Annotated in this window: 13 protein-coding genes; 7 read left to right on the top strand and 6 right to left on the bottom strand. The window is 72.2% G+C overall.

What is annotated here, in order from left to right:
- Positions 1 to 15 precede the first annotated feature (15 nt).
- The gene (gene manA / locus ACIP6W_RS15700) at positions 16 to 1,224 is read right to left on the bottom strand and encodes a mannose-6-phosphate isomerase, class I (protein ID WP_400430389.1); all 1,209 of its coding nucleotides are present in this window, start codon (positions 1,222 to 1,224) and stop codon (positions 16 to 18) included.
- 102 nt (positions 1,225 to 1,326) lie between these two features.
- On the opposite strand from manA, the gene ACIP6W_RS15695 reads away from it, so the two are divergent.
- Entirely contained in the window at positions 1,327 to 3,411 is a 2,085-nt protein-coding gene (locus ACIP6W_RS15695) for an acyltransferase family protein (protein ID WP_209685202.1), read from the top strand.
- 24 nt (positions 3,412 to 3,435) lie between these two features.
- Positions 3,436 to 4,812, top strand: a complete 1,377-nt coding sequence (locus ACIP6W_RS15690; protein ID WP_251159501.1) for an O-antigen ligase family protein — start codon at positions 3,436 to 3,438, stop codon at positions 4,810 to 4,812.
- A gap of 9 nt (positions 4,813 to 4,821) precedes the next feature.
- Here ACIP6W_RS15690 and ACIP6W_RS15685 read toward each other — a convergent pair whose 3' ends face one another.
- The gene (locus ACIP6W_RS15685) at positions 4,822 to 6,336 is read right to left on the bottom strand and encodes a hypothetical protein (protein WP_251159502.1); all 1,515 of its coding nucleotides are present in this window, start codon (positions 6,334 to 6,336) and stop codon (positions 4,822 to 4,824) included.
- Between the two features lie 94 nt (positions 6,337 to 6,430).
- Between ACIP6W_RS15685 and ACIP6W_RS15680 the strand changes: the two genes are divergently transcribed.
- Together ACIP6W_RS15680 and ACIP6W_RS15675 are read left to right on the top strand one after the other, a co-directional pair.
- Positions 6,431 to 7,732: an exopolysaccharide production protein gene (locus ACIP6W_RS15680; RefSeq protein WP_251159503.1), complete on the top strand. Its 1,302-nt coding sequence runs from the start codon at positions 6,431 to 6,433 to the stop codon at positions 7,730 to 7,732.
- Between the two features lie 66 nt (positions 7,733 to 7,798).
- Positions 7,799 to 9,649, top strand: a complete 1,851-nt coding sequence (locus ACIP6W_RS15675; RefSeq protein ID WP_251159504.1) for a hypothetical protein — start codon at positions 7,799 to 7,801, stop codon at positions 9,647 to 9,649.
- Positions 9,650 to 9,679: 30 nt separating this feature from the next.
- On the opposite strand, the gene ACIP6W_RS15670 is transcribed toward ACIP6W_RS15675, so the two are convergent.
- The 4 genes from ACIP6W_RS15670 to ACIP6W_RS15655 all read right to left on the bottom strand — a co-directional run bounded on the left by ACIP6W_RS15670 (position 9,680) and on the right by ACIP6W_RS15655 (position 15,324).
- Positions 9,680 to 10,441 (bottom strand): polyprenol monophosphomannose synthase, encoded by a 762-nt coding sequence (locus ACIP6W_RS15670; RefSeq protein ID WP_400430386.1) that lies wholly within the window; start codon positions 10,439 to 10,441, stop codon positions 9,680 to 9,682.
- A 32-nt stretch (positions 10,442 to 10,473) separates the two neighbouring features.
- Positions 10,474 to 11,802 carry a hypothetical protein gene (locus ACIP6W_RS15665; RefSeq protein ID WP_251159506.1) on the bottom strand — a complete coding sequence of 443 codons (1,329 nt, stop codon included), beginning with the start codon at positions 11,800 to 11,802 and terminating at the stop codon, positions 10,474 to 10,476.
- Between the two features lie 167 nt (positions 11,803 to 11,969).
- Positions 11,970 to 14,051 carry a hypothetical protein gene (locus tag ACIP6W_RS15660; protein ID WP_400430383.1) on the bottom strand — a complete coding sequence of 694 codons (2,082 nt, stop codon included), beginning with the start codon at positions 14,049 to 14,051 and terminating at the stop codon, positions 11,970 to 11,972.
- A 241-nt stretch (positions 14,052 to 14,292) separates the two neighbouring features.
- Positions 14,293 to 15,324 carry a glycosyltransferase family 2 protein gene (locus tag ACIP6W_RS15655; protein ID WP_209685193.1) on the bottom strand — a complete coding sequence of 344 codons (1,032 nt, stop codon included), beginning with the start codon at positions 15,322 to 15,324 and terminating at the stop codon, positions 14,293 to 14,295.
- A 118-nt stretch (positions 15,325 to 15,442) separates the two neighbouring features.
- Here ACIP6W_RS15655 and ACIP6W_RS15650 point away from each other — a divergent pair, with 118 nt between their 5' ends.
- From ACIP6W_RS15650 to ACIP6W_RS15640, 3 genes are all read left to right on the top strand, one after another.
- Positions 15,443 to 18,010, top strand: coding sequence for a glycosyltransferase (locus ACIP6W_RS15650; RefSeq protein WP_400430381.1), 2,568 nt, complete (start codon positions 15,443 to 15,445; stop codon positions 18,008 to 18,010).
- A 91-nt stretch (positions 18,011 to 18,101) separates the two neighbouring features.
- Positions 18,102 to 18,998: an ABC transporter permease gene (locus tag ACIP6W_RS15645; protein ID WP_400430379.1), complete on the top strand. Its 897-nt coding sequence runs from the start codon at positions 18,102 to 18,104 to the stop codon at positions 18,996 to 18,998.
- Between the two features lie 3 nt (positions 18,999 to 19,001).
- Positions 19,002 to 20,249 carry an ABC transporter ATP-binding protein gene (locus tag ACIP6W_RS15640; RefSeq protein WP_209685188.1) on the top strand — a complete coding sequence of 416 codons (1,248 nt, stop codon included), beginning with the start codon at positions 19,002 to 19,004 and terminating at the stop codon, positions 20,247 to 20,249.

Raw genomic sequence — 20,249 nt, 5'->3', positions numbered from 1 at the left:
CAGGCCGCTGCGTGTTCACGCACCGGTCGCGATGAAGACCGTGGACGTCAGACCGGTCGCGGCGTCGGCCTCGACCGTCACGTCGCCCTCGTCCGGCGTGACGTAGCAGGACTCCCCCTGGCGGAGCAGGGTCGCGGACCGCGCGCCGACGAGGGTCACGGCGCCCGTGGTGCAGACCGCGATGCTCGGGCCGGAGAGCGGTGCCACACCGCCGGTGCCGAGGCCGACCGGACGACCGTCGCCGGTGACGCGGACCAGCGCGAACCCGACCCCGTCCGGAGCGAACCGGTCGACGCCCTGGTCGAGGCGTTCCGGGGTCAGCACCGGTGCCGGGTACGCGGTGAAGTCGAGCACCCGCAGGAGTTCCGGGACGTCGACGTGCTTCGCCGTCAGGCCACCACGGAGCACGTTGTCCGACGGCGCCATGAGCTCGATGCCGAGCCCGTCGAGGTAGGCGTGCACGTTGCCCGCGGGCAGGTACATCGCCTCGCCGGTCCGGAGCGTGACGCGGTGCATGAGCATCGACACGACCACGCCGGGATCGCCCGGGTACGCGGCGGCCAGGTCGACCACCGTCTGCACGTTCGGGGTGCGGTCGTCCTCCGGCAGGGCGGTGGCGAGGTCGGACGCCGCCTGCACCACGGCGAGCGCCGACGCATCGGCGGTCTCGAGCCAGCGCACGGTGTCCTCGAGCCCCTGCGCGAGGTGCGCGAGCAGCGGTCCGAGCCGTCCGCTCCCGCCGTCGAGCGACTCGACCTCGGCCACGGAGTCACCGACCGGGCGGAAGCCGCTGAGCGCCTCGAACCGGTTACTGAGGGCGACGACGAGCTCGGGCTTGGGGAACGGGTCCTTGTAGTTGCGCGCCGGGTCGTCCAGCGGGATCCCCGCCGCCTCCTCGCGCGCGAAGCCCTCGCGGGCCTGCTCGGGCGTGGGGTGCGCCTGGAGCGACAGGGGTGCCGCCGCCGCGAGGAGCTTCAGCAGGAACGGCAGGCCGCTGCGGTCCGGGCCGAGCGCGGCCTCGGGCTCGGCGTCGATCCAGTCGCGCAGGGTGTCGGCACCGCCCACCATCGCCGGGTTCACGACGACGCTGGGGCTCCCCGCGTGCGCGCCGAGCCAGAGCTCCGCCTGCGGTGCACCGGTGACGGTGCGGCCGAGGAGTTCGGGGATCGCGCTGGTGGAACCCCAGGCGTAGTCGCGTGGCGTGTTGGTGATGCCGAGGAACATGCCGCGAGCGTACCGGGCGGGGACCGGCGTCCGCTCGGCGCCGCCCGTGGTGCCGGAGCCGACCGGGGCATCGACGATCCGCTCTCGCATAGACTCCCCGCGATGTCCGAGCCGCGCCGCCCCGAGTCGACCCGATGGGACGTGCAGGCCCTGCGCGCCTTCGCCGTGCTGGCCGTCGTGCTGTACCACCTGTGGCCGAACCGGCTGCCCGGCGGCTTCGTCGGGGTCGACGTCTTCTTCGTCGTCTCCGGCTTCCTCATCACCGGCCACCTCGTGCGCGAACAGGCCGCGACGGGGCGCATCCGCCTCGGCGCCTTCTGGGCGCGACGTGCCGGGCGGTTGCTGCCCGGCGCGTTCCTGACGCTCCTGGCCACGGGCGCCGCGGTGCTGCTGCTCGTCCCGAGCTCGCTGTGGGGGCAGTACGGGCGCGAGCTGATCGCGTCGACGGTGTACCTGCAGAACTGGCAGCTCGCCTCCGACGCGGTCGACTACCTGGCGAGCGACAACCGGCCGTCGCCGTTCCAGCACTTCTGGTCGCTCTCGGTCGAGGAGCAGTTCTACATCGCACTCCCGGTGCTCCTCGTGCTGCTCGGCGCCGTGCTCGCCCGCGCGCGGCGTCGGGACCCCGTCCTCACGGCACGCCTCCTGCTCGGCACGGTCGCGGTCCTCTCCCTCGCGTGGTCGATCGTGCAGACGCAGACCGCGCCCGGCATCGCCTACTTCTCGACCGCCACGCGCGCGTGGGAGTTCGCGCTCGGCGGGTTGGTCGCGACGGTCCCGCTCGCCGTCGCCCGTTCGCGTCGGTCGCGTGCGGTCCGGACGGGAGGCACGTGGCTGGGCGTCGCGGGCCTGGTCGCGTCGGTCCTCGTGATCACGCCGACGACCCCCTACCCCGGCACCGCGGCGCTCCTGCCCGTCGTGTCGGCCGCGCTCGTGGTCGCCCTCGGTGCCCGCAGCGGCCTCGACGTCGTCGGCCGGACCCCGCCGGTCGCGTTCGTCGGCCGGACGTCGTACGCGGTCTACCTGTGGCACTGGCCCGCCGTCGTCCTGCTGCCGATCGTGCTCGGCCACCCGCTCGGCACCACGAGCAAGGTGGCGGTCCTGGTCGGGGCACTCGTCCTCGCCGCGGCGTCCACGCTGCTCGTCGAGGAGCCGCTGCGCGCTCGGGTCCGTTCCGCACGTGTCCGTCCGCGACGCGTCGCCGTGCTCGGCGTGGTCGCGTCGGTGGCGGTCGTCGCGCTCGGCGTCGGCACGCTGGCCGCGGTGCAGGTCCAGCAGGTGCAGGCGGCCGCGTTCGCCGAGCGCCTGACGCGCGGGGACGTCGACTGCTTCGGCGCGGCCGCGCGCATCGGCTCGGACGACCCGTGCGTCAACCCGCGCCTCGCCGACGTCCGGGTGCCCGCCCCGGCCGCCGCCCAGCACGACGACGCGAACTCGGGCGACTGCTGGTCGAACACGACGGCCGACTTCAACGTCTGCGCGCTGGGACCGAGGACCGGGTACCGGAAGCACCTGCTCGCCGTCGGTGACTCGCACAACAACGCCCTGATGACGGCCTACCGCGCGATCGCCGAGCGGGAACACTGGCGCATCGACGTCGCCGGGCACATCGGCTGCTACTTCACGACGGCCGTGCAGCAGGCCCCCACGCAGGGCTACACCGACAGCTGCCAGGGCTGGAAGCAGAACGCCGTGGACTGGGTCCGGCAGCACGACGACGAGCTCGACGCCGTCGTGGTGACGCACGCGGCGACCAAGAGCCCGGTCATCGTCCCCGACGGCAGCAGCAACGACGCGACCGTGGTCGACGGTCTCGTCGGCGCGTGGCGGGCGGCGACGGACGCGGGCGTCCCGGTGATCGCGATCCGCGACAACCCGACCGCGCGCGACGACGTCATCGCGTGCCTCGCGCAGATGCAGGGCCCGACCACCGGGGCCTGCGACCTCCCGCGCGACCAGGCCCTGGCGGCCTTCGACGGCAGCGAGCAGGCCGTTGCGGCGATCGGGGACCGTGCCCGGTACGTCGACATGACGGACTGGTACTGCGACCGGACCACGTGCCCCGCGGTGATCGGCGGGGTCGTGACGCACCGCGACCCGACGCACCTGACGGCGACGTTCGCGACGACGCTCGCCCCGGCACTCGGCGACCGGCTCAGCTCGACGCTCGCGTCGCTCGAGCGCTGAACCGGGGGCGCTAGCCTGTCTCCCGTGACGAACACCTGGCCGATCGCCCGCGGGACCGTGTCCGAGCGTGAGGCGTTCGCCCTCGCCGTGACCGTCCTGTTGACGATGTTCGCCGGTGACGCGGTCCCGAACACGACGACGTGGTACGGCGCCGCGACGATCTGGGCGATCGAGGCCGCCTGGGGCATCAGCGTCGTGGTGCGTGCGCGACCGCCGCTGACCCGGACGCCCCGCGCGCTCTGGTTCTTCCTCGCCTGGTGCCTGGTGTCGGTCGCGTGGTCGCACTGGCGACCGGCGACGCTCGCGAGCATCGTGGCGCAGGTGGTCTGCGCGCTGGTCGCCTTCGCGATCGCGTCGACGCTCTCCTGGCGCCGGATCCTCGACGCCGCGAGCACCGCGTTCCGCTGGGTCGTCGGCCTCTCCCTGGTCTTCGAGGCCGTGGTGGCCGTCGTCGTGCGGCACCCCATCGCGCCGATCTGGACCGACTACGGCGACCGGGACATCCCGGACGCCTTCTACTTCTCGCGCGCCGAGCTGTTCACCGGCGGACGCATCCAGGGTCTGCCGGGCAACGCCAACCTGCTGGCGATGGTCGCCCTGCTCGCGGCGATCGCCGTCGCGGTGCAGCTCGTCGACGGCCGGATGCGCCGGGGCCGGGCGGTCGCGTGGCTGGTCGTGGCGGCCGCCACCCTGCTGCTCACCCGGTCCTCGACGGTGTTCCTGGCCGTGGTCGCGGTGGTCGTTGCCCTCCTGGTCGCCCTGTGGATCCGACGCGTCCCGAGCGGGCGCCGGGGACCGCGTGTGCTCGCGGTGGTCGCCGGCCTGGTCGTCCTGGTCGTCGCCGCCGTCGCCGCGCGCGTTCCGTTGCTGGCGCTGCTCGGCCGTTCGTCCGACCTGACGGGCCGGGGCACGATCTGGACCGCGGTCGTGGGTCTGGCGGAGCAGCACCCGGTGCTCGGCTGGGGGTGGATCGGCTACTGGTGGCCGAACATCCCGATGCTCGCCGAACTCGCGCCGCGGAACGGCGTCCAGTACCTCCAGGCGCACGATGCGGCGCTCGACGTGTGGATGCAGACCGGCCTGGTCGGTCTGGCGCTCTTCCTCGTGTACGTCCTGACCACCTTCGGCAGGTCGTGCTCGGGGGCCGTGCGGGAGTCCTACGGTCCCGGGCTCGTGCAGCGGCCGTTCGATCCGGTCTCGCTCTTCCCGCTGCTCGTCGTGGTCGCACTGCTCGTGCAGGCGCTCGCGGAGTCGCGCCTGCTCTACCAGGGGAACTGGGTGCTGTTCGCCCTCGTCGCGATCAAGACGCGGATCGTGCTCGTGAACGAGGAACCGCCGTCGACCGGGGACGGGCCGCGCACTCCCCTCGCGCAACGCGCCTTCCGCGCCACGTCGGGCTGAGGGGCGGCGTCACCGCCCGGTGGCACCGGTGCCGAGCACCAGCACGCAGGGCACCCGTGCCTCCCACGGCAGCGCCCCGATCATCACCGTCCCGGCAGGGTCCTGTCGGCACCGTGCCTCGGCGGCGACCACCTGCGGGTACCACTCCGGCCCCGTCGCGCGCTGCGCCGTACCGGGGAAGGCGGCGACCCAGGTGGCCACGAGGACCGCGACGACCGTCCACCCGAGGACGCGGCGGACCACCCGGACCGACCGGTGCCCACCGACGACGGTCGCGTCCGTGCCCGTGCTCGCGTCCGTGCCCGCGTCCGTGCCCGTGGTGTGCACGGCGCCCGACCGCAGCACGTGTCCGACGAGCACCGACGCCGACACCACCAGCGCTGCGCTCAGCAGCATGCCGGCCGCGGCCGCGTAGCGCGAGGGAGTCGCGTCGAGCAGCGCGCCGGGGTCGGACCGGGACCAGCGTCCGTTCGCCGAGGCGTTGGCCAGCAGGGCGGCCGACCACACCACGACCGACCCCACGGCGAGGGCAGACGCCAGCAGCGCCGCACGACGGCGTCGCTCCCGCAGCCCGACGACGACCGCCGTGACGACGATCGCGACGAGCACCGCAGCGGGCACACCGACCACCCACCACCCCGAGGCCACGACCGCGCGTCCGACCGCGGCCAGGTCCGCTCGCCACAGGCCGCCGACCGTCTGCAGCAGGTACCCCGAGGCCACGTCACGGACCGAGGGGTCGCCCCGCGGCGAGTCCCGGTCGGTGGTCAGGGCCGTCACGACCTGCGCGGCCCCCGCGCCGAGGGCCGCGACGGTGACGGGCAGCGCGCGGATGGCGCTCGCACGGCGGGAGGGCAGCGCGGACGGCGCCGGCGGCACCGCAGCGGACGCCGCGTCGGCGCGTCCGCCGGTCGCTCCGGTCGCCCGGGCACGGTCGCGTCCCGGCGCCCAGGCGAGCAGGAGCAGCGGCAGGAAGAGCAGCGCCTGGACCTCGGTGGTGAGGACGAGCACGGCGACCAGGGCGAGCGTCACCGCCCCGGTCCGGGTCCGGGCACGGTGGGCGAACACCCACGGCGCGAGCAGGAGGGCGGTGGTGTGCAGGTTCGCAGCGTTGCCCAGCACCTCCCACGGTGCCGTGGGCAGCAGGACCGGCACCGCGGCCAGCACGACGCGGAGCACCGGCGACGGCACGGCGTCCGCGGCGAGGACGAAGACGCCCGCGCACGCAGCTCCGGTCAGGACGCAGCAGAGCGTCGTCACCGTGAGGGCGTACCAGGCGATCGGCAGCGCGAACCCGACGTCGACGACGAGTCGCGGGACGACGTGCAGGTACCCCGCGTACGGCTCGACGACGCTCGCGGCTGCTCCGAGGGCGAGGTGCTCGCGGAAGAAGAGCCCGGCGTCCTCGGCCCAGGCAGTACCGCGCGCGACGGGTCCGAGTCGAACCCACGCCGCGAGCGCCGCCAGCAGCCCCACCCCGACGGCCGCGCCCGAGCGTCGGAGCCGGTCCCTCGTCGATGTCATCGGGGTCCGACGCTAGCGAGCGATCGACGATCCGCGATATCGACGCTCCGGTACGGCGCAGGTCCCGTGCGGCCGAGTACGTCAGACTGGACGGATGACGGACGGCAGGACGACGCGACGCATCCGCGCGCGCCGGTACTTGTCCGCCTGGATCGGATTCTCCGCCGGCGGTCGGTTCAGCCAGGCACTCGCGACGACCATCGTGCTCTTCGCGTTCGGCGAGCCGACCGTCCGCGTCCTGGTGGGTCCTGCCGGCACCTGGTCGGTGCTCGTGACCCTCGCCGTGCTCGCCGGGCTCAGCCTGCTCGGGCAGCGCTACCGGATCGAGTGGCACGGCGTCCTGCCGCTGTCACTGCTCGTCTTCGTCGGGTACTGCGCGCTGAGCGTGCTGTGGAGCGAGTACTCCTGGGTCGCCCTGCGCGGGCTCACCGCCACCGTCGGGTTCGTCGGACTCGGACTGTACCTCGCGCTCGGTCGCGACCTCGTCCAGGTCATCCGGGCGTGCGGCGACGCCTTCCGCATCCTGCTGGTCGTGTCGCTCGGGCTCGAGGTGCTGTCGGGGCTCGTGCTCGACCTGCCGATCCCGGCGTTGGGCATCCGCGGTGACATCGCCTTCGGGGGTCCGATCCAGGGCATCGGCGGGACGCGCAACTTCATGGGCTTCATCGCGGTGACCGCCCTGGTGACGTTCGTGGTCGAGTTCCTCACCCGCTCGGTGGCCCGGTGGCGTGCCGTCGCGTCCATGGGCGGCGCGGTCGTGACGCTCATGCTCGTGCAGTCGCCGATCACCGGGCTCGCGACGATCGCCCTCGCCGGGACCGCGCTCGCCCTCTGGACCCTGCGGCACGCACGGCCCTCGGTCCGGCCGCTGCTCGACGGCGTCCTCGCCACCCTGGTCGTGGCGGCGGGAGTGGTGCTCGTCGTGACCCGCGCACGGGTGCTCCCCCGGATCGGAGCTGCCGGTGGGACGACGACACGGCTCGAGCTCTGGGAGCAGATCCGCACGTTCATCGAGCAGAAGCCGATCCAGGGCTGGGGCTGGGTGGGGACCTGGCCGAGCGAGCCCGTCGTCCCGTTCGTCACGTTCATCGATCCGTCCGGCGCCCGGTTCACGTCCGGGTTGGACGCGGCCGTCGACGCCTGGCTGCAGGTCGGCCTCGCGGGCATGCTGCTGCTCCTCGGAGCGGGACTCCTCGCCTTCGCCCGGTCGTGGGTGACGGCGACGACCTTCCCCGGCGTGGCCTACGTCTGGCCCGCGGCGGTCCTCGTGCTCCTGGGCGTGACGAGCCTGGCCGAGAGCTACCTGCTGCACGGCGCGGGCCTGATGCTCTTCGTCACGGTGCTCGTGGTGACGGCGCGACGCCGGTCCTGGCGCCACCGGCTCCAGGCACCGTAGGCTGTCCGCGGCCCGACAGGGCCGAGGTACGTCAGGGGGCGTGCCGTGGGAACCGAGGGGGCCGCCTTGCCGCGACTGCACCACCTGTCCGTCATGCTGCTGGCCGCCGTGCTGGTGGCGACCGGGGCGGCCGTCGCCGGCCTCACCCCCGCGGAGGCCGCGCCCGCCGCGACCGCGGTCCAGGCCGGACGGTACTCCCCCGTCCCGGCAGCCCGCATCTTCGGCGGGACGGTCGGGACCACGCCGCGCGTCGTCCCGGTCGCCGGGGTCGCCGGTGTGCCCGCCGACGCCACGGCGGTCGTGCTGAACGTCCAGGTCTCCGGCGCGACAGCGGACGGCTACGTGCGCGTGACACCGGCCGGGTCCGACCCGCAGGTCGCGACGCAGATCGTCCGTGCGGGCGAGCCGGTGTCCAACCTCGCGACGGTCCGCCTCGCCGCCGGCGGCGTGCAGGTGAAGCTGTCGAAGGGCTCGGGCACCGTCTTCTTCGACGTGTCCGGGTACTACGGCCCCAGCGGGGGCTCCACGTACACGCCGCTCGATGCCGCGCGTGCCTTCGGGGCCACGGTCGGCACGACGCCGGTGCAGGTACCGCTCGCCGGGACCGCCGGTGTCCCGCAGGACGCCACCGCCGTCGCCGTGAACGTCGAGACGAAGGCACAGACCGCGGACGGCTACGTGCGCGTCACCGCAGCCGGCCAGGACCCGCAGGTGGCCACGCAGGTGTTCCGCCGGGGCGGAGCGATCTCGAACCTCGTTGTGACCGGGCTCACCGGCGGTGCGGCGCAGGTGAAGGTCTCGCGGGGCACCGCGACGGTCTACATGGACGTGGTGGGGTACTACTCACGATCCGCCAGCGGCTCGGTGTTCGTGCCGATCACGACGACCAGGGTCGCGACGACGGCTCTGGGCACGACGCCGCGGACCATCAGGGTCGCGGGCACCGGCGGCGTGCCCGGCACGGCGACCGCGGTCGTCGCGAACGCCCAGGTCTCGGCGCCCACGGCGGCCGGGTACCTCCGGCTGACCCCGGCCGGACAGGACCCGCAGGTGGCCACGCAGGACCTCGCCGCCGGCGTCGCCCGCTCCGCGCTGACCATGCCGAAGGTCACCGGCAGCACGGTCGACCGGCGGGTACAGGCGAAGGTGAGCAGCGGGACGGCGACGCTGTTCCTCGACGTCGCCGGCTACTTCCTCGACGGCCGCTCCGGGTCCGGCGTGGGCGCGGACGTGTCGTGGCCCCAGTGCGGGAAGGCGTCCTCGTGGCCGACCGACCAGGCGTTCGGCATCATCGGCGTGAACGCCGGGCTGGCGAACACCACCAACCCCTGCTCCGCGCAGCAACTCGCGTGGGCACGGGCCTCGGCGGACGGGACGAGCCAGCCGGTGGCACAGCTCTACGTGAACACCGCCAACCCCGGCGCGGAGGCCTCGGTCTGGCCGACGAGCAACACCCTGCCCGGCGGCCCCACGGTCACCAACCCCTACGGCGTCTGCCGCGGTGGGTACGACCGACCGTGCTCGTACGTGTACGGCTGGACGCGGGCGTACGAGGACGTGAACGTCCGCGGGATCCCCTCCGGTCCGTGGCGGTGGTGGCTCGACGCGGAGACCGACGGGACCTGGCAGAAGGACCAGTCGCTGAACCGCGCCACGCTCGAGGGCATGACCGACATGTTCCGCACCACCGGCGGTTCGGTCGGCCTCTACTCGTCCCCGAGCGAGTGGAGCCAGCTGTTCGGCACGGTGCCGTCGACCAGCCAGCTCTACCGGCTCCCGACCTGGCGCGCGGAGGGACCGGCGACGCTCGCGGCCGCTCAGGCCGCCTGCACTGCGGCTCCCTTCACCGCCGGGGGCCGCACCGAGATCGTGCAGTACGTGGTCGGGCAGCAGGACTTCGACGTCAGCTGCGTGTGACCCGCCTCGCGCGGCGCCCGTCCGCCGGAGCTACCGGCGGGCGGTGCGCGGCCGGAACCGGCGCTGGAGCCCCCACTGCGTGGTCCGCACCATCGCCTCGACGATGATGTCCTTGCTCATCTTGGACACGCCGTGGATGCGGTCGCGGAACCGGATCGGCACCTCGACGATGCGCCCACCGAGGTCGTGCGTCCGGATGGTCATGTCGATCTGGAAGCAGTAGCCCTTCGAGTCGATCGACCCGAGGTCCATGCGCGCGATCGCGTCCGCCCGGTAGACGCGGAAGCCGGCGGTGATGTCGTGCACGTCGATGCCGAGCATGATGCGCGCGTAGGTGTTGGCCCCACGGCTCAGGAACTCGCGGCGCTTGGGCCAGTCCACGACCGAGCCACCGCGCATCCAGCGCGAACCGATGGCGAGCAGGACGTCGTCCGACGGGTCCGCGTCGGCGACCGCGGCGATGAGCGCCGGCAGGCGGTCGGCCGGGTGCGAGCCGTCGGCGTCCATCTCGACGAGCAGGTCGTAGCCGTGCTCGAGGCCCCAGCGGAACCCGGCGACGTAGGCCGTCCCGAGGCCGAGCTTGCCGTAGCGACGGAGCAGGTGGACCCGCTCGTCGGTCCGGGCCATCGCCTCGACGAGGTCGCCGGTGCCGTCCGGGCTGCCGTCGTCCACCACGAGGAGCCCTGCCGAGGGCACGGTCTCGAGGATCCGTGCCGCGATGTCCTTGATGTTCTCGGCCTCGTTGTAGGTCGGCACGATCACGAGGGGCTTGGCTTCGGTGTTGCGGGTCATGTCCTGCTCACGGTCGGGGTGGTCCGGCGCGGTCAGCGCTCGGCGTCCTGGTCGATGACGGCGCACGGCACCGTCACGGCCCACTGCGGGCCGGGGGCGATCTGCAGTGCGGCGTCGCGGTCCGGGTCGAGCTCGCACTCGGTTTCCGAGGTCTGGACCTGCTGGTCCCAGAACGGGCCGCCCTGCCGGCTCGACGCGTGCATCTCGAAGTTCGCGACGAAGGAGCTGACGACGGCCAGCACGAGGAGCGCACCAGCGGTCGTCGCGACCCACGCGAGGGCGCGCCGGGGCGCATCCTGCGGGTGCGGGTGCACGACGCCGGGCACGCGGACGCCACGGCTCAGCGCCACGTCCGCGATGACGGCGAACGCAGCGATGACGTACATGGATCCGGCCGCCGAGTACCGGAAGGTCCAGTTGCCCAGCCACTGCGCCGTGTCGAAGTGCGCGAAGGCGAGCATCGCGTTCGGGTTCAGCGCGACGGCACCGAACCAGACGGCGGCCGAGCCCCAGAGCATCGAACCGAGCACCCAGCGCTGCGCCGATCCCCCGGCCCAGAACGCGAGCGCGGCGAGGAGCGCGGCGAACACGAGCGGGGCGACGACGATCCAGGTGCCGTGGTGCGCGATGACCTCACCGACCCGCGACATGCTCCACGTCGCAGAGCCCGCGAAGGGCTGCACCGCGTACCCGAGCAGCATGTCCCCGACGGAGTTGTGCTCGACGTTCGGGGCTGCGCGCGGGTGGGCGAGGGTGGTCACGACCTGCGCGAGACCGCCGACGAGCGTGCCGGCGATCACCGGCCAGCGACGGCGGTTGCGGATGCCCAGGAAGAAGAGCGGGAAGAAGACGACGACCTGGATCTCGGTGAGCCCGGCGAGCAGCGTCGCCACGCCGAGGACGATGCCCCGCGTCCACGAGCGCACCGGGGCGAGCAGGGCGAAGGGCACGAGGTACATGAGGAACCAGTGCAGGTTCGCGGCGTTCGCCTGGATCTCGACCGGCCCGAGCGGCACGAGCACCGGGACGAGGGCGAGCAGGAGCCGGGCGACGACCGAACGGAGCACCCCGGCGGTCAGGACCCAGACCGCCGCGCCGACCGCCGCCGTGACGAGGACGCACAGCGCCGAGACGGTGACGGCGAACCGGTCGATCGGGAACTCGCTCGCGATCGCCACCACGGCCCGCGGGACGACGTGCAGGTAGCCCGCGTAGTCGTGGAAGAGCGCCCCGGCGAACCCGAGTCGGTACTGCTCGGCGAGGAACACCTTGCCGTCCTCGGCCCAGACGGTGTTCCGCGCCTCGGGCGTGAGTCGCAGCCAACCGAGGGCCGCGATGACGAGGAAGAGGACGAGCGGCACGACCACCCTGATCGTTCGAGTCCGGAGTGTCCGCGGCTCATCGGAACGGCCGTCAGTGGTGCCACCGGCGGGCAGACTGGTCTCGAGCACCGAAGGATCCTCTCACACCTCGGCTGACGACCATCCGCGCCGCTCCGGAGTCGGCCTCCGTCGCGGCGCGGGTGGGCTCAGCCGACGGTGACGGTCCGGCAGCCGTACGATGTCGGGACCCCGCCGGCGGAGTCGATGCCCTGGACGCACACCTGGCGCGCGCCGGGCTTCGCCGCGATCGTGGCCTCGTACCCGTGAGCGGGACCGGACGCGGGGTACGCCCGCGCGACGTCAGAACGATCGCGGTTCGCGGTCACGCGTTGCGTGGCGCCGTCCACCGACACCGCGACGGCGATCGGAGCCGACGTGTCCGGGTCGATCGCCCAGCCCGCGACCTGCACGCCACCCTTCACGGGCTGCACGACGTCGAGACTGCCGATCGGTGCGGCGTTGACCACCGTGATCGACTTGCACCCGAGCGACCGGTTGCTGCCGGCGCCGACGTTGTTCGCCGTGACGCAGACCTCGTGTCGTCCCGCCCCGACGGTCCACGTTCCGTCGAAACCGCGCAGCGTGCCGTAGGCCGGGTAGATCCGGGCGACGTCGCTGCGGGTGGACTTCGTGGTGAAGGACCGAGCCTTGCCGTCGATCGACACGGTGACCTTGATCCGGTCCACTGAGTCGCCGTCGAGCGCCCAGCCCCAGACCGAGACGGACGAGGGGGTCGCCGTCAGGCCGTCGAAGGATCCGATCGGCGTGCTCCCGGGGACGTTCACGGTCTTGCAGGTCCCGACGTTGCGCGTAGCACCGTTCTGCACGTTGATGCCGAGCACGCACACCTGGTGGACCCCGGCCGTCGCCGGCACCGTCGCGCTGTATCCGTGGTTCGGTCCCGCCGAGGGGTAGGCACGGCCGACGTCCGGACGGGACTGGCTCGCCCACATCTTCTTGACGATCGTGCCGTCCACCGTGATGTGCGCACCGATGCGTCCCGAGGTCTCCGGGTCGATCGCCCAGCCACCGACCGAGATCCCGCCGGGGACGGCGACCGCGGAGTCGAGCGAGCCGAACGGGGAACCGTCGGCGACGGTCACCGTCTTGCACCCGAGCGAGGCACGAGCCCGGGTGTCGGCGTTGACCGCCCAGACGCAGACCTGCTGCGAACCCGGGGGCGCCGCGGTCGTGTGCTTGAACCCGTGGTTCGGCCCCTGCTTCGGGTACGCGGCACCGACGTCGTTGCGGACGCGGTTCGCGGTGGTCGACGTCTCGGTGCCGCCCACGGTGACGTCGACCCGGGTGCTCGCGCTGGTGTTCCGGTCGAGCGCCCAGCCCTCGACGGTCACCGAGTTGTAGCCGGCCGTGAGGACGTCGAAGCTGCCGAGCGCGGTGACCGGGGGCGCCGTGTTGCCGGTCGGGCTGCCGAACCAGTCGCTGTACATGCGCCAGAAGTTGCGGTTGCCGTAGGCCGAGCAGCCGTCGCCGGTGCCGTACAGGTTGTTCAGCGCGGCCGTGTTCGGCGTGTACGGCGTGTAGTAGTACAGCGCGGCCGTGGCCTTGTTCTGCACGTTCACGGGCTTGGTGCCGCAGGAGACCGGCACGTTGTACTGGATGTTGCGGGTGGCGCCCGGGTTGAACCACGTGAAGTAGTTGCTCGTCCCCGGCGGGTTGCTGTACCGCTTCCACTGCCAGGCGGACCAGTACATCTGGTTGCCGACACCGGCGTACGCGGGATCGCATCGGCCGCCGACGTTGTCGGGGCAGGCGTAGCCCATGGCCCGCTCGAGGACCGCGGCGGAGGGACCGCGGTTCGTGACCAGGCTCTGCTCCTTCTGCAGCGTGACGAGGAGCACCTTCGGGCTGATCCCGCACGCCGCGCTGACGCGGGTGACGATCTGCGCGGTGGAGAGGGACGAACCGCCGGTGACGGCCGAGCACATGGCGTCCCCACCGCGGCTGTTCATCGAGAACCGGCCGTTGCGCAGGCAGTTGCTGTTCGTGCAGGACGACACCTGGCTGTTCAGGAAGGCCTGCACCTGGTCGGCGGTCATCGCCGTGCCGTCGTAGAAGTTGGCGTCGGAGATGATGTTGCCGGCCTGGAACGACGACCCGCTGAGCGCCGAGGCGGGCTCCTGCGATGCGGTCGGACCGGAGACCTGCAGACCGACGAGCACGCTGGCGACCGCCAGCACGCTCGCAGCCATGGCGAGGAGCTTCTTCACGTCGGGGGCCTTCCTGAGGGGCGGACGACGGGTGCGAGCGAGCACGTGCTCCGGGAGCGGTCCGGAACGACCCTGTCCACGGTCCAGACCACACGTGTCACGAAACTGTACCTCCGTCACAGTGATCACACAGCCCCCGCGTCGGCCCCCGTCCGGGAGGCGCGCCACACCGCCGCCGGTCGCCCGCCGCTCCGGCGGGTGACCGGCTCCACCCCGGCCGGTCCCGTTCCTGGGACGACCCTCAGGTGCCGGTGTCGAGCAGCGACTCGACGGCACGACGTGCCGCAGCGCCCGTGCCGTCCGCGCGGCGGGCGCGACGGGCGTGCGCGACGAGACCCGGTGCCTCCCGGCCGAGTCGCGCCCACTGCGCCGGCGTGAGCTGCCCACCCGCGGGGCGGAGGAGGTCCCGGGCGGCGCGCGCGAGCGTCCGCAGCACGACCCGGCGCACCATCGGCGGCGAGCCGTTCCGCAGGACGACCGCCAGGCGGTTCCGCATGCTCTGGTACCGGACCAGGGGCGAGTCGCTGCCGGAGCTCGCCGCGTGCCGGTGCGTGACGACCGCGTCCGGAGCGTGGCGGACCTCGTACCCGGCGAGCCGGAGCCGCCACGACACGTCGAGGTCCTCGTAGTACATGAAGAGGGACTCGTCGAAGCCCCCGACGTCGGCGAGGGCGTCCCTGCGGAGGAACACCGCCCCGCCGGAGAAGCCGAAGAGCGGTGCGGTCTCCGGTGCGTCCTGCAGCGGCCGCAGCCAGTCACGGTCGCGGCCGTTGCCGGAGCGGTCGAGCACGACCCCCGTCCCGTTGACGAGCGTGCGGCCGTCGGCGTCGCGACGCCACCGTCGGCCGTCCACACCCACCAGGTCGTCCGGCCCCGGGGCGGCGCCGACGGGGACGGGGACGAACCCGCCCTCGAGCACGACCGTCGCGGCGACCGCGGCCACGCGGTCCCCACCGGCGGCCAGGGCCGCGAGACCGCGGGCGAGGAAGCCGTGGTCCGCGACGGCGTCGTTGTTGAGGAGCGCGACGACGGGCGCCGAGGCGGCCGCGATCCCCCGCGCGACCCCGCCGGCGAAGCCCGCGTTCGTCGGCTCGGCGACGAGGACGACCGCGGGCAGGTCGGCGCGGTAGTCGGCGACGGTGCGGTCGTCGGCCTCGTTGACGACGAGCACCACCTCGACCTCGGCGTCGACCCGCTGCGACCGCACGGAGTCGATCGCGCGCCGGGTGAGCTCGGGCTGGTGCCAGTCGACGATGACCACGGAGACGTCCACGTGTCCAGTCTCGCAGCCCGTGCGGCCCCGGTCCGCCGACGGTGCCCGGGTATAGTGGTGCCGCTTTCCGGGCACCGCCCGCGAGCCACCACTGCAAGCCGACGTACGGAGCCCTCCCATGTCCACCTTCGCGCCCCGCGTGTCCGTCGTCGTCATCAACTTCCGCGGGACGGACGACACGCTCGAGTGCATCGCGCGGCTCAGCGAGGTGGACTGGCCGGCCGACCGGCTCGAGATCGTCGTGGTCGAGAACGGCTCCGGCGATGACAGCGAGGCCCGCCTCCGCGCCGAGCTCGGCGACCGGGCGAACGTCCGCATCATCGTCTCCCCCGAGAACCTCGGCTTCACCGGCGGCAGCAACCTCGGCGCGCGCGAGGCGACCGGCGACGTGGTCGCGTTCCTCAACAACGACGCGAAGCCGCACCCGGCCTGGGTGAAGGAGGGCATCGCCGGCTTCGCCCCGAGCCCGCGCGTCGCCGCCGTGGCGAGCAAGGTCCTCGACTGGGAGGGCCGCACCATCGACTTCGTCGAGTCCGGCCTCAGCTGGTTCGGGATGGGCTACAAGGCGCACATCGCCGAGCTCGACGACGGCCGCTTCGACGAGCCGCGTGACCTGCTCTTCGGCACCGGGTCGGCGCTGTTCGTCCGTCGCGACGTCTTCCTCGAGGTCGGCGGCTTCGACGACGGCCTCTTCATGTTCTACGACGACGTGGACCTGGGATGGCGGCTCAACCTGCTCGGCTACCGGGTCCGGTTCGCGCCGCGGTCGGTCGTCTACCACAAGCACCACGGCTCGATGAAGTCGTTCGGCGACCACCGCGAGATGTACCTGCTCGAGCGGAACGCCCTGCACCTGCTCTACAAGAACCTGTCCGAGGAGAACCTCGGTGTGTTCCTGCCCGCGGCCCTGGCGCTGCTGGCGCGCCGTGCCGTCGCCAAGAGCGGTCGCGACTCGCAGGAGTTCGACATCCGCCGGTTCGTGGGCGCCCCGGACGAGTTCGACCCCCTGACGCCGATCTCGAAGGAGACCGTCGCCGGGTTCTTCGCACTCGACCAGTTCGTCGCCGACCTGCCGCGCCTGTCCGAGGAGCGTCGACGCATCCAGTCGCAGCGCGTGCGGAGCGACAAGGACGTGTTCCGGCTGTTCGGCGATGCGTTCAAGCCGCTGTTCGAGGACGGCTACTTCCTCGAGGGCTACCGCGCGATCCTCGAGTCCTTCGACGTCGAGGCACCGATGCACCGCACGAAGGTCCTCGTCATCACGGGCGACGCACTGGGCGAGAAGATGGCCGGTCCGGGGATGCGCGCGTGGAAGATCGCCGAGGCCCTCGCCCCGGACAACGACGTGCGCCTGGTCACCTGGAACGTCGCGAACCGCAAGTCCGACACCTTCGAGGTCGCCCGCGTCCCGCTCCAGCACGAGCGCTCCATGCGCGAGCACGAGGAGTGGGCGGACGTCATCTTCTTCCAGGGCTACGCCCTGCACCACTTCACCACCCTGCAGCAGTCGAACAAGATCATGGTCGTCGACCTGTACGACCCGATGCACCTCGAGCAGCTCGAGCAGGCCCGCGACAACGGCGACGTCGGGTGGCGCAACCAGGTCACGAGCACGACCGAGGTCATCAACGCGCAGCTCGAGCGCGGGGACTTCTTCCTGTGCGCCTCCGAGCGTCAGCGCCTGTTCTGGCTCGGCCAGCTCGCGGCGGTCGGCCGCGTCAACCCGGACAACTACCTGGCGGACGACAACCTGCAGAAGCTGATCGCCATCGCGCCGTTCGGCATGGACTCGAAGCCCCCGCAGCACGAGCGCAAGGCCATCCGTGGTGTCACCCCCGGCATCGGCGAGGACGACAAGGTCGTCATCTGGGGCGGCGGCATCTACAACTGGTTCGACACCCCGTCGCTCGTCCGCGCGATCGCGCAGGTCGCCGAACGCCACGACGACATCCGCCTGTTCTTCCTCGGTGTCGCGCACCCGAACCCGGACGTGCCCGAGATGGCCATCGTCTCGGAGACCCGCCGGATCAGCGACGAGCTCGGCCTGACGGGCAAGCACGTGTTCTTCAACGAGCAGTGGGTCGCGCTCGACGACCGACAGAACTACCTGCTCGAGGCCGACGCCGGCGTGAGCACGCACTTCGCGCACATCGAGACGACCTTCTCGTTCCGCACCCGCATCCTCGACTACATGTGGGCGAACCTGCCGATCGTCACGACCGACGGCGACAGCTTCGGCGACCTCGTCGCAGCCGAGGGCATGGGCGTCGCGGTCCAGGAGCGCGACGTGGACGCACTCGCCGCGGCCCTCGAGTCGATGCTGTACGACCCGGAGGCCGCCCAGGCGGCTCGGGACGCGGTCCGTCGCGTCCGCGACGACTTCACGTGGGAGCGCGCGCTCGCCCCGCTCGTCGAGTTCTGCAAGGACCCGCAGCCGGCGGCGGACCGCGCCCACGACGCCGCGGTGCCGGCCGGCTCCGTCACGGCCGGCAGCCGTCCGCGCGTCGCGCTGAGCCCGGCACGTCAGCGGGAGATGGAGTTCCACGAGATCGCCAACAGCCGCCACGGCGTCGTCCGCGACGTCCGGCTGGCCACCTGGTACCTGCGGCAGAACGGCGTCTCCGGCCTGCGGGCGAAGGTCCAGGACCGCGTGCGGCTGATGCGCGAGAGCAAGAACGGGCGTTGACGTCCACACCGAGGGCGCGGACGGCTGCGAGGTACAGTTGTCCGTCGCCACAGTGCACGCCCACCCCCAGTGCACGAACACAGAGGAACGCATGAGCAACATCGTCACCGACCGGTTCGAACGCCTCCGGCACGAACGGATGGTCCCCGCCGGCCGCCCGGCGTCCGCCGTCGTGGGTTCGGTGCGCGAGGTCCTCGCGCACCGGCAGCTGCTCGACCTGCTGATCCGCCGTGACCTGAAGTCCCGCTACAAGGACAGCGTCCTCGGGTTCGCCTGGACCCTCATCCGGCCGCTGGTCCAGCTCGCGATCTACTACTTCGTGCTCGGTCAGATCCTCGGTGCGTCCCGGAACATCCCGGAGTTCGCGATCTACGTCTTCTCCGGGCTGACGCTGTACGGCCTGTTCAGCGAGATCGTGGCGTCCGGCACGGCGTCGATCGTCAGCAACGCGGGGCTGATCAAGAAGGTCTACCTGCCCCGCGAGATCTACCCGCTCGCCAGCGTCGGCTCGGCGCTGTTCAACTTCGGCGTGCAGATGATCGTCCTGCTCGTCGCCGCGGTGCTGCAGAGCGGGTTCGCCTGGTGGCGCCCGGACCTGCTGTTCTTCTTCCCCGCGACGCTCGTCATCCTGATCTGGGCCACCGCGCTGGCCCTGCTGCTCGCCGCGCTCAACGTGTACCTGCGCGACATGCAGTACCTGGTCGAGGTGCTCGTGCTCCTGCTCATGTGGGGCTCCCCCATCGTCTACAGCTGGCAGATGGTGGCGACGCGCGCTCCGGAGTGGCTGCTCACGCTGTACACGTCCAACCCGATCACGCTCGCCGTGCTCGGCATCCACCGGGCATTCTGGTCCGCCGGTGCCGACTCGGAGTACCCGGAGCACCTGCTGCTCCGCCTCGGCATCGCCGCGCTCGTGGGACTCGTCGCACTCCTCGCGTGCCAGCGCGTGTTCGCCAAGCTGCAGGGCAACTTCGCCCAGGAGATCTGATCGATGAGCATCGACAACGACACGACCACCGACGCCGGTTCGCCCGCGTCGCCCTTCGCCGGCGCCCCCGACGTCGTCACGGTCCGGAACGTCTCGAAGAAGTTCACGATCCGCAAGGACAACTCGCTCAAGGAACGTGTCGTCACGCTCGGCCGCGCCGGTCGGCGGCACAGCGAGGACTTCTGGGCGCTCCGCGACGTCAGCCTCGACATCCCCGCGGGCACGACCATCGGGCTGCTCGGACCGAACGGGTCCGGCAAGTCGACCCTGCTCAAGACGATCGGCGGCATCCTCGAGCCGAGCTCCGGCACGGTCGAGCGCCGCGGTCGACTGGCCGCGCTCATCGAGCTCGGCGCCGGCTTCCACCCGGACCTGACCGGTCGCGAGAACGTGTACCTCAACGCCGCGATCCTCGGCCAGACGCAGGAGGAGACCGAGGCCCGCTTCGACGACATCCTGCAGTTCTCCGGCATCGGTGACTTCATCGACACCCAGGTGAAGTTCTACTCGTCGGGCATGTACGTCCGACTCGCCTTCGCCGTCGCGATCAACACCGACCCCGACGTCCTGCTCGTGGACGAGGTGCTGGCCGTCGGCGACGAGCAGTTCCAGAAGAAGTGCCTCGACAAGATCCGCGAGTTCCAGGAGCAGGGCCGCACGATCATCCTCGTGTCGCACTCCCTCGGGCAGGTCCAGGAGCTCTGCGACTCCGCGGTCGTCCTGCACCACGGCGAGGTCAAGTTCCAGGGGTCCGCCCGACTCGCGGTGAAGAACTTCCGCGAGATCCTCGAGGACCGCCGCGTGGCCGAGGTCGAGGCGAACCACCCGGAGGAGGAGGCCAACCCGGGCAAGGTCGAGCACGTCGAGCTCGAGATCCCCGGCCGTGAGCCGGGCGCCGAGCACCGGCACGGCGACGACCTGGTCGTCCGGGCGACCTTCTCGCACGCCACCGTGCTGCCGGAGTGGCGCGCCGGCATCAAGATCGAGACGCACCTCGGTCACCCCGCGTTCGGCGTCGACAGCCGGCAGCTGCAGACGCACCACGCCCCGCTGGACGGCACCGCGACGGTCGAGTGGCGTCTCGAGGACCTCCGGCTCGGCGGTGGGCAGTACTTCGTCCACGTGTTCCTCGCCAAGCCGAACGGCGAGCACATCGTGATCCAGCGCGAGGCGGCCCGCTTCGTCGTCACCGACGAGGACACGCAGTCCGGCATCGCCTGGACGAAGACCACCGAGCGCCAGGTCCGCTGA

It is taken from the genome of Curtobacterium sp. NPDC088465 (genome assembly GCF_044753165.1).
GTDB lineage: Bacteria > Actinomycetota > Actinomycetes > Actinomycetales > Microbacteriaceae > Curtobacterium.
The sequence above is the reverse complement of the archived record's forward strand: the minus strand, read 5'-3'. Positions and strand labels throughout refer to the sequence as shown.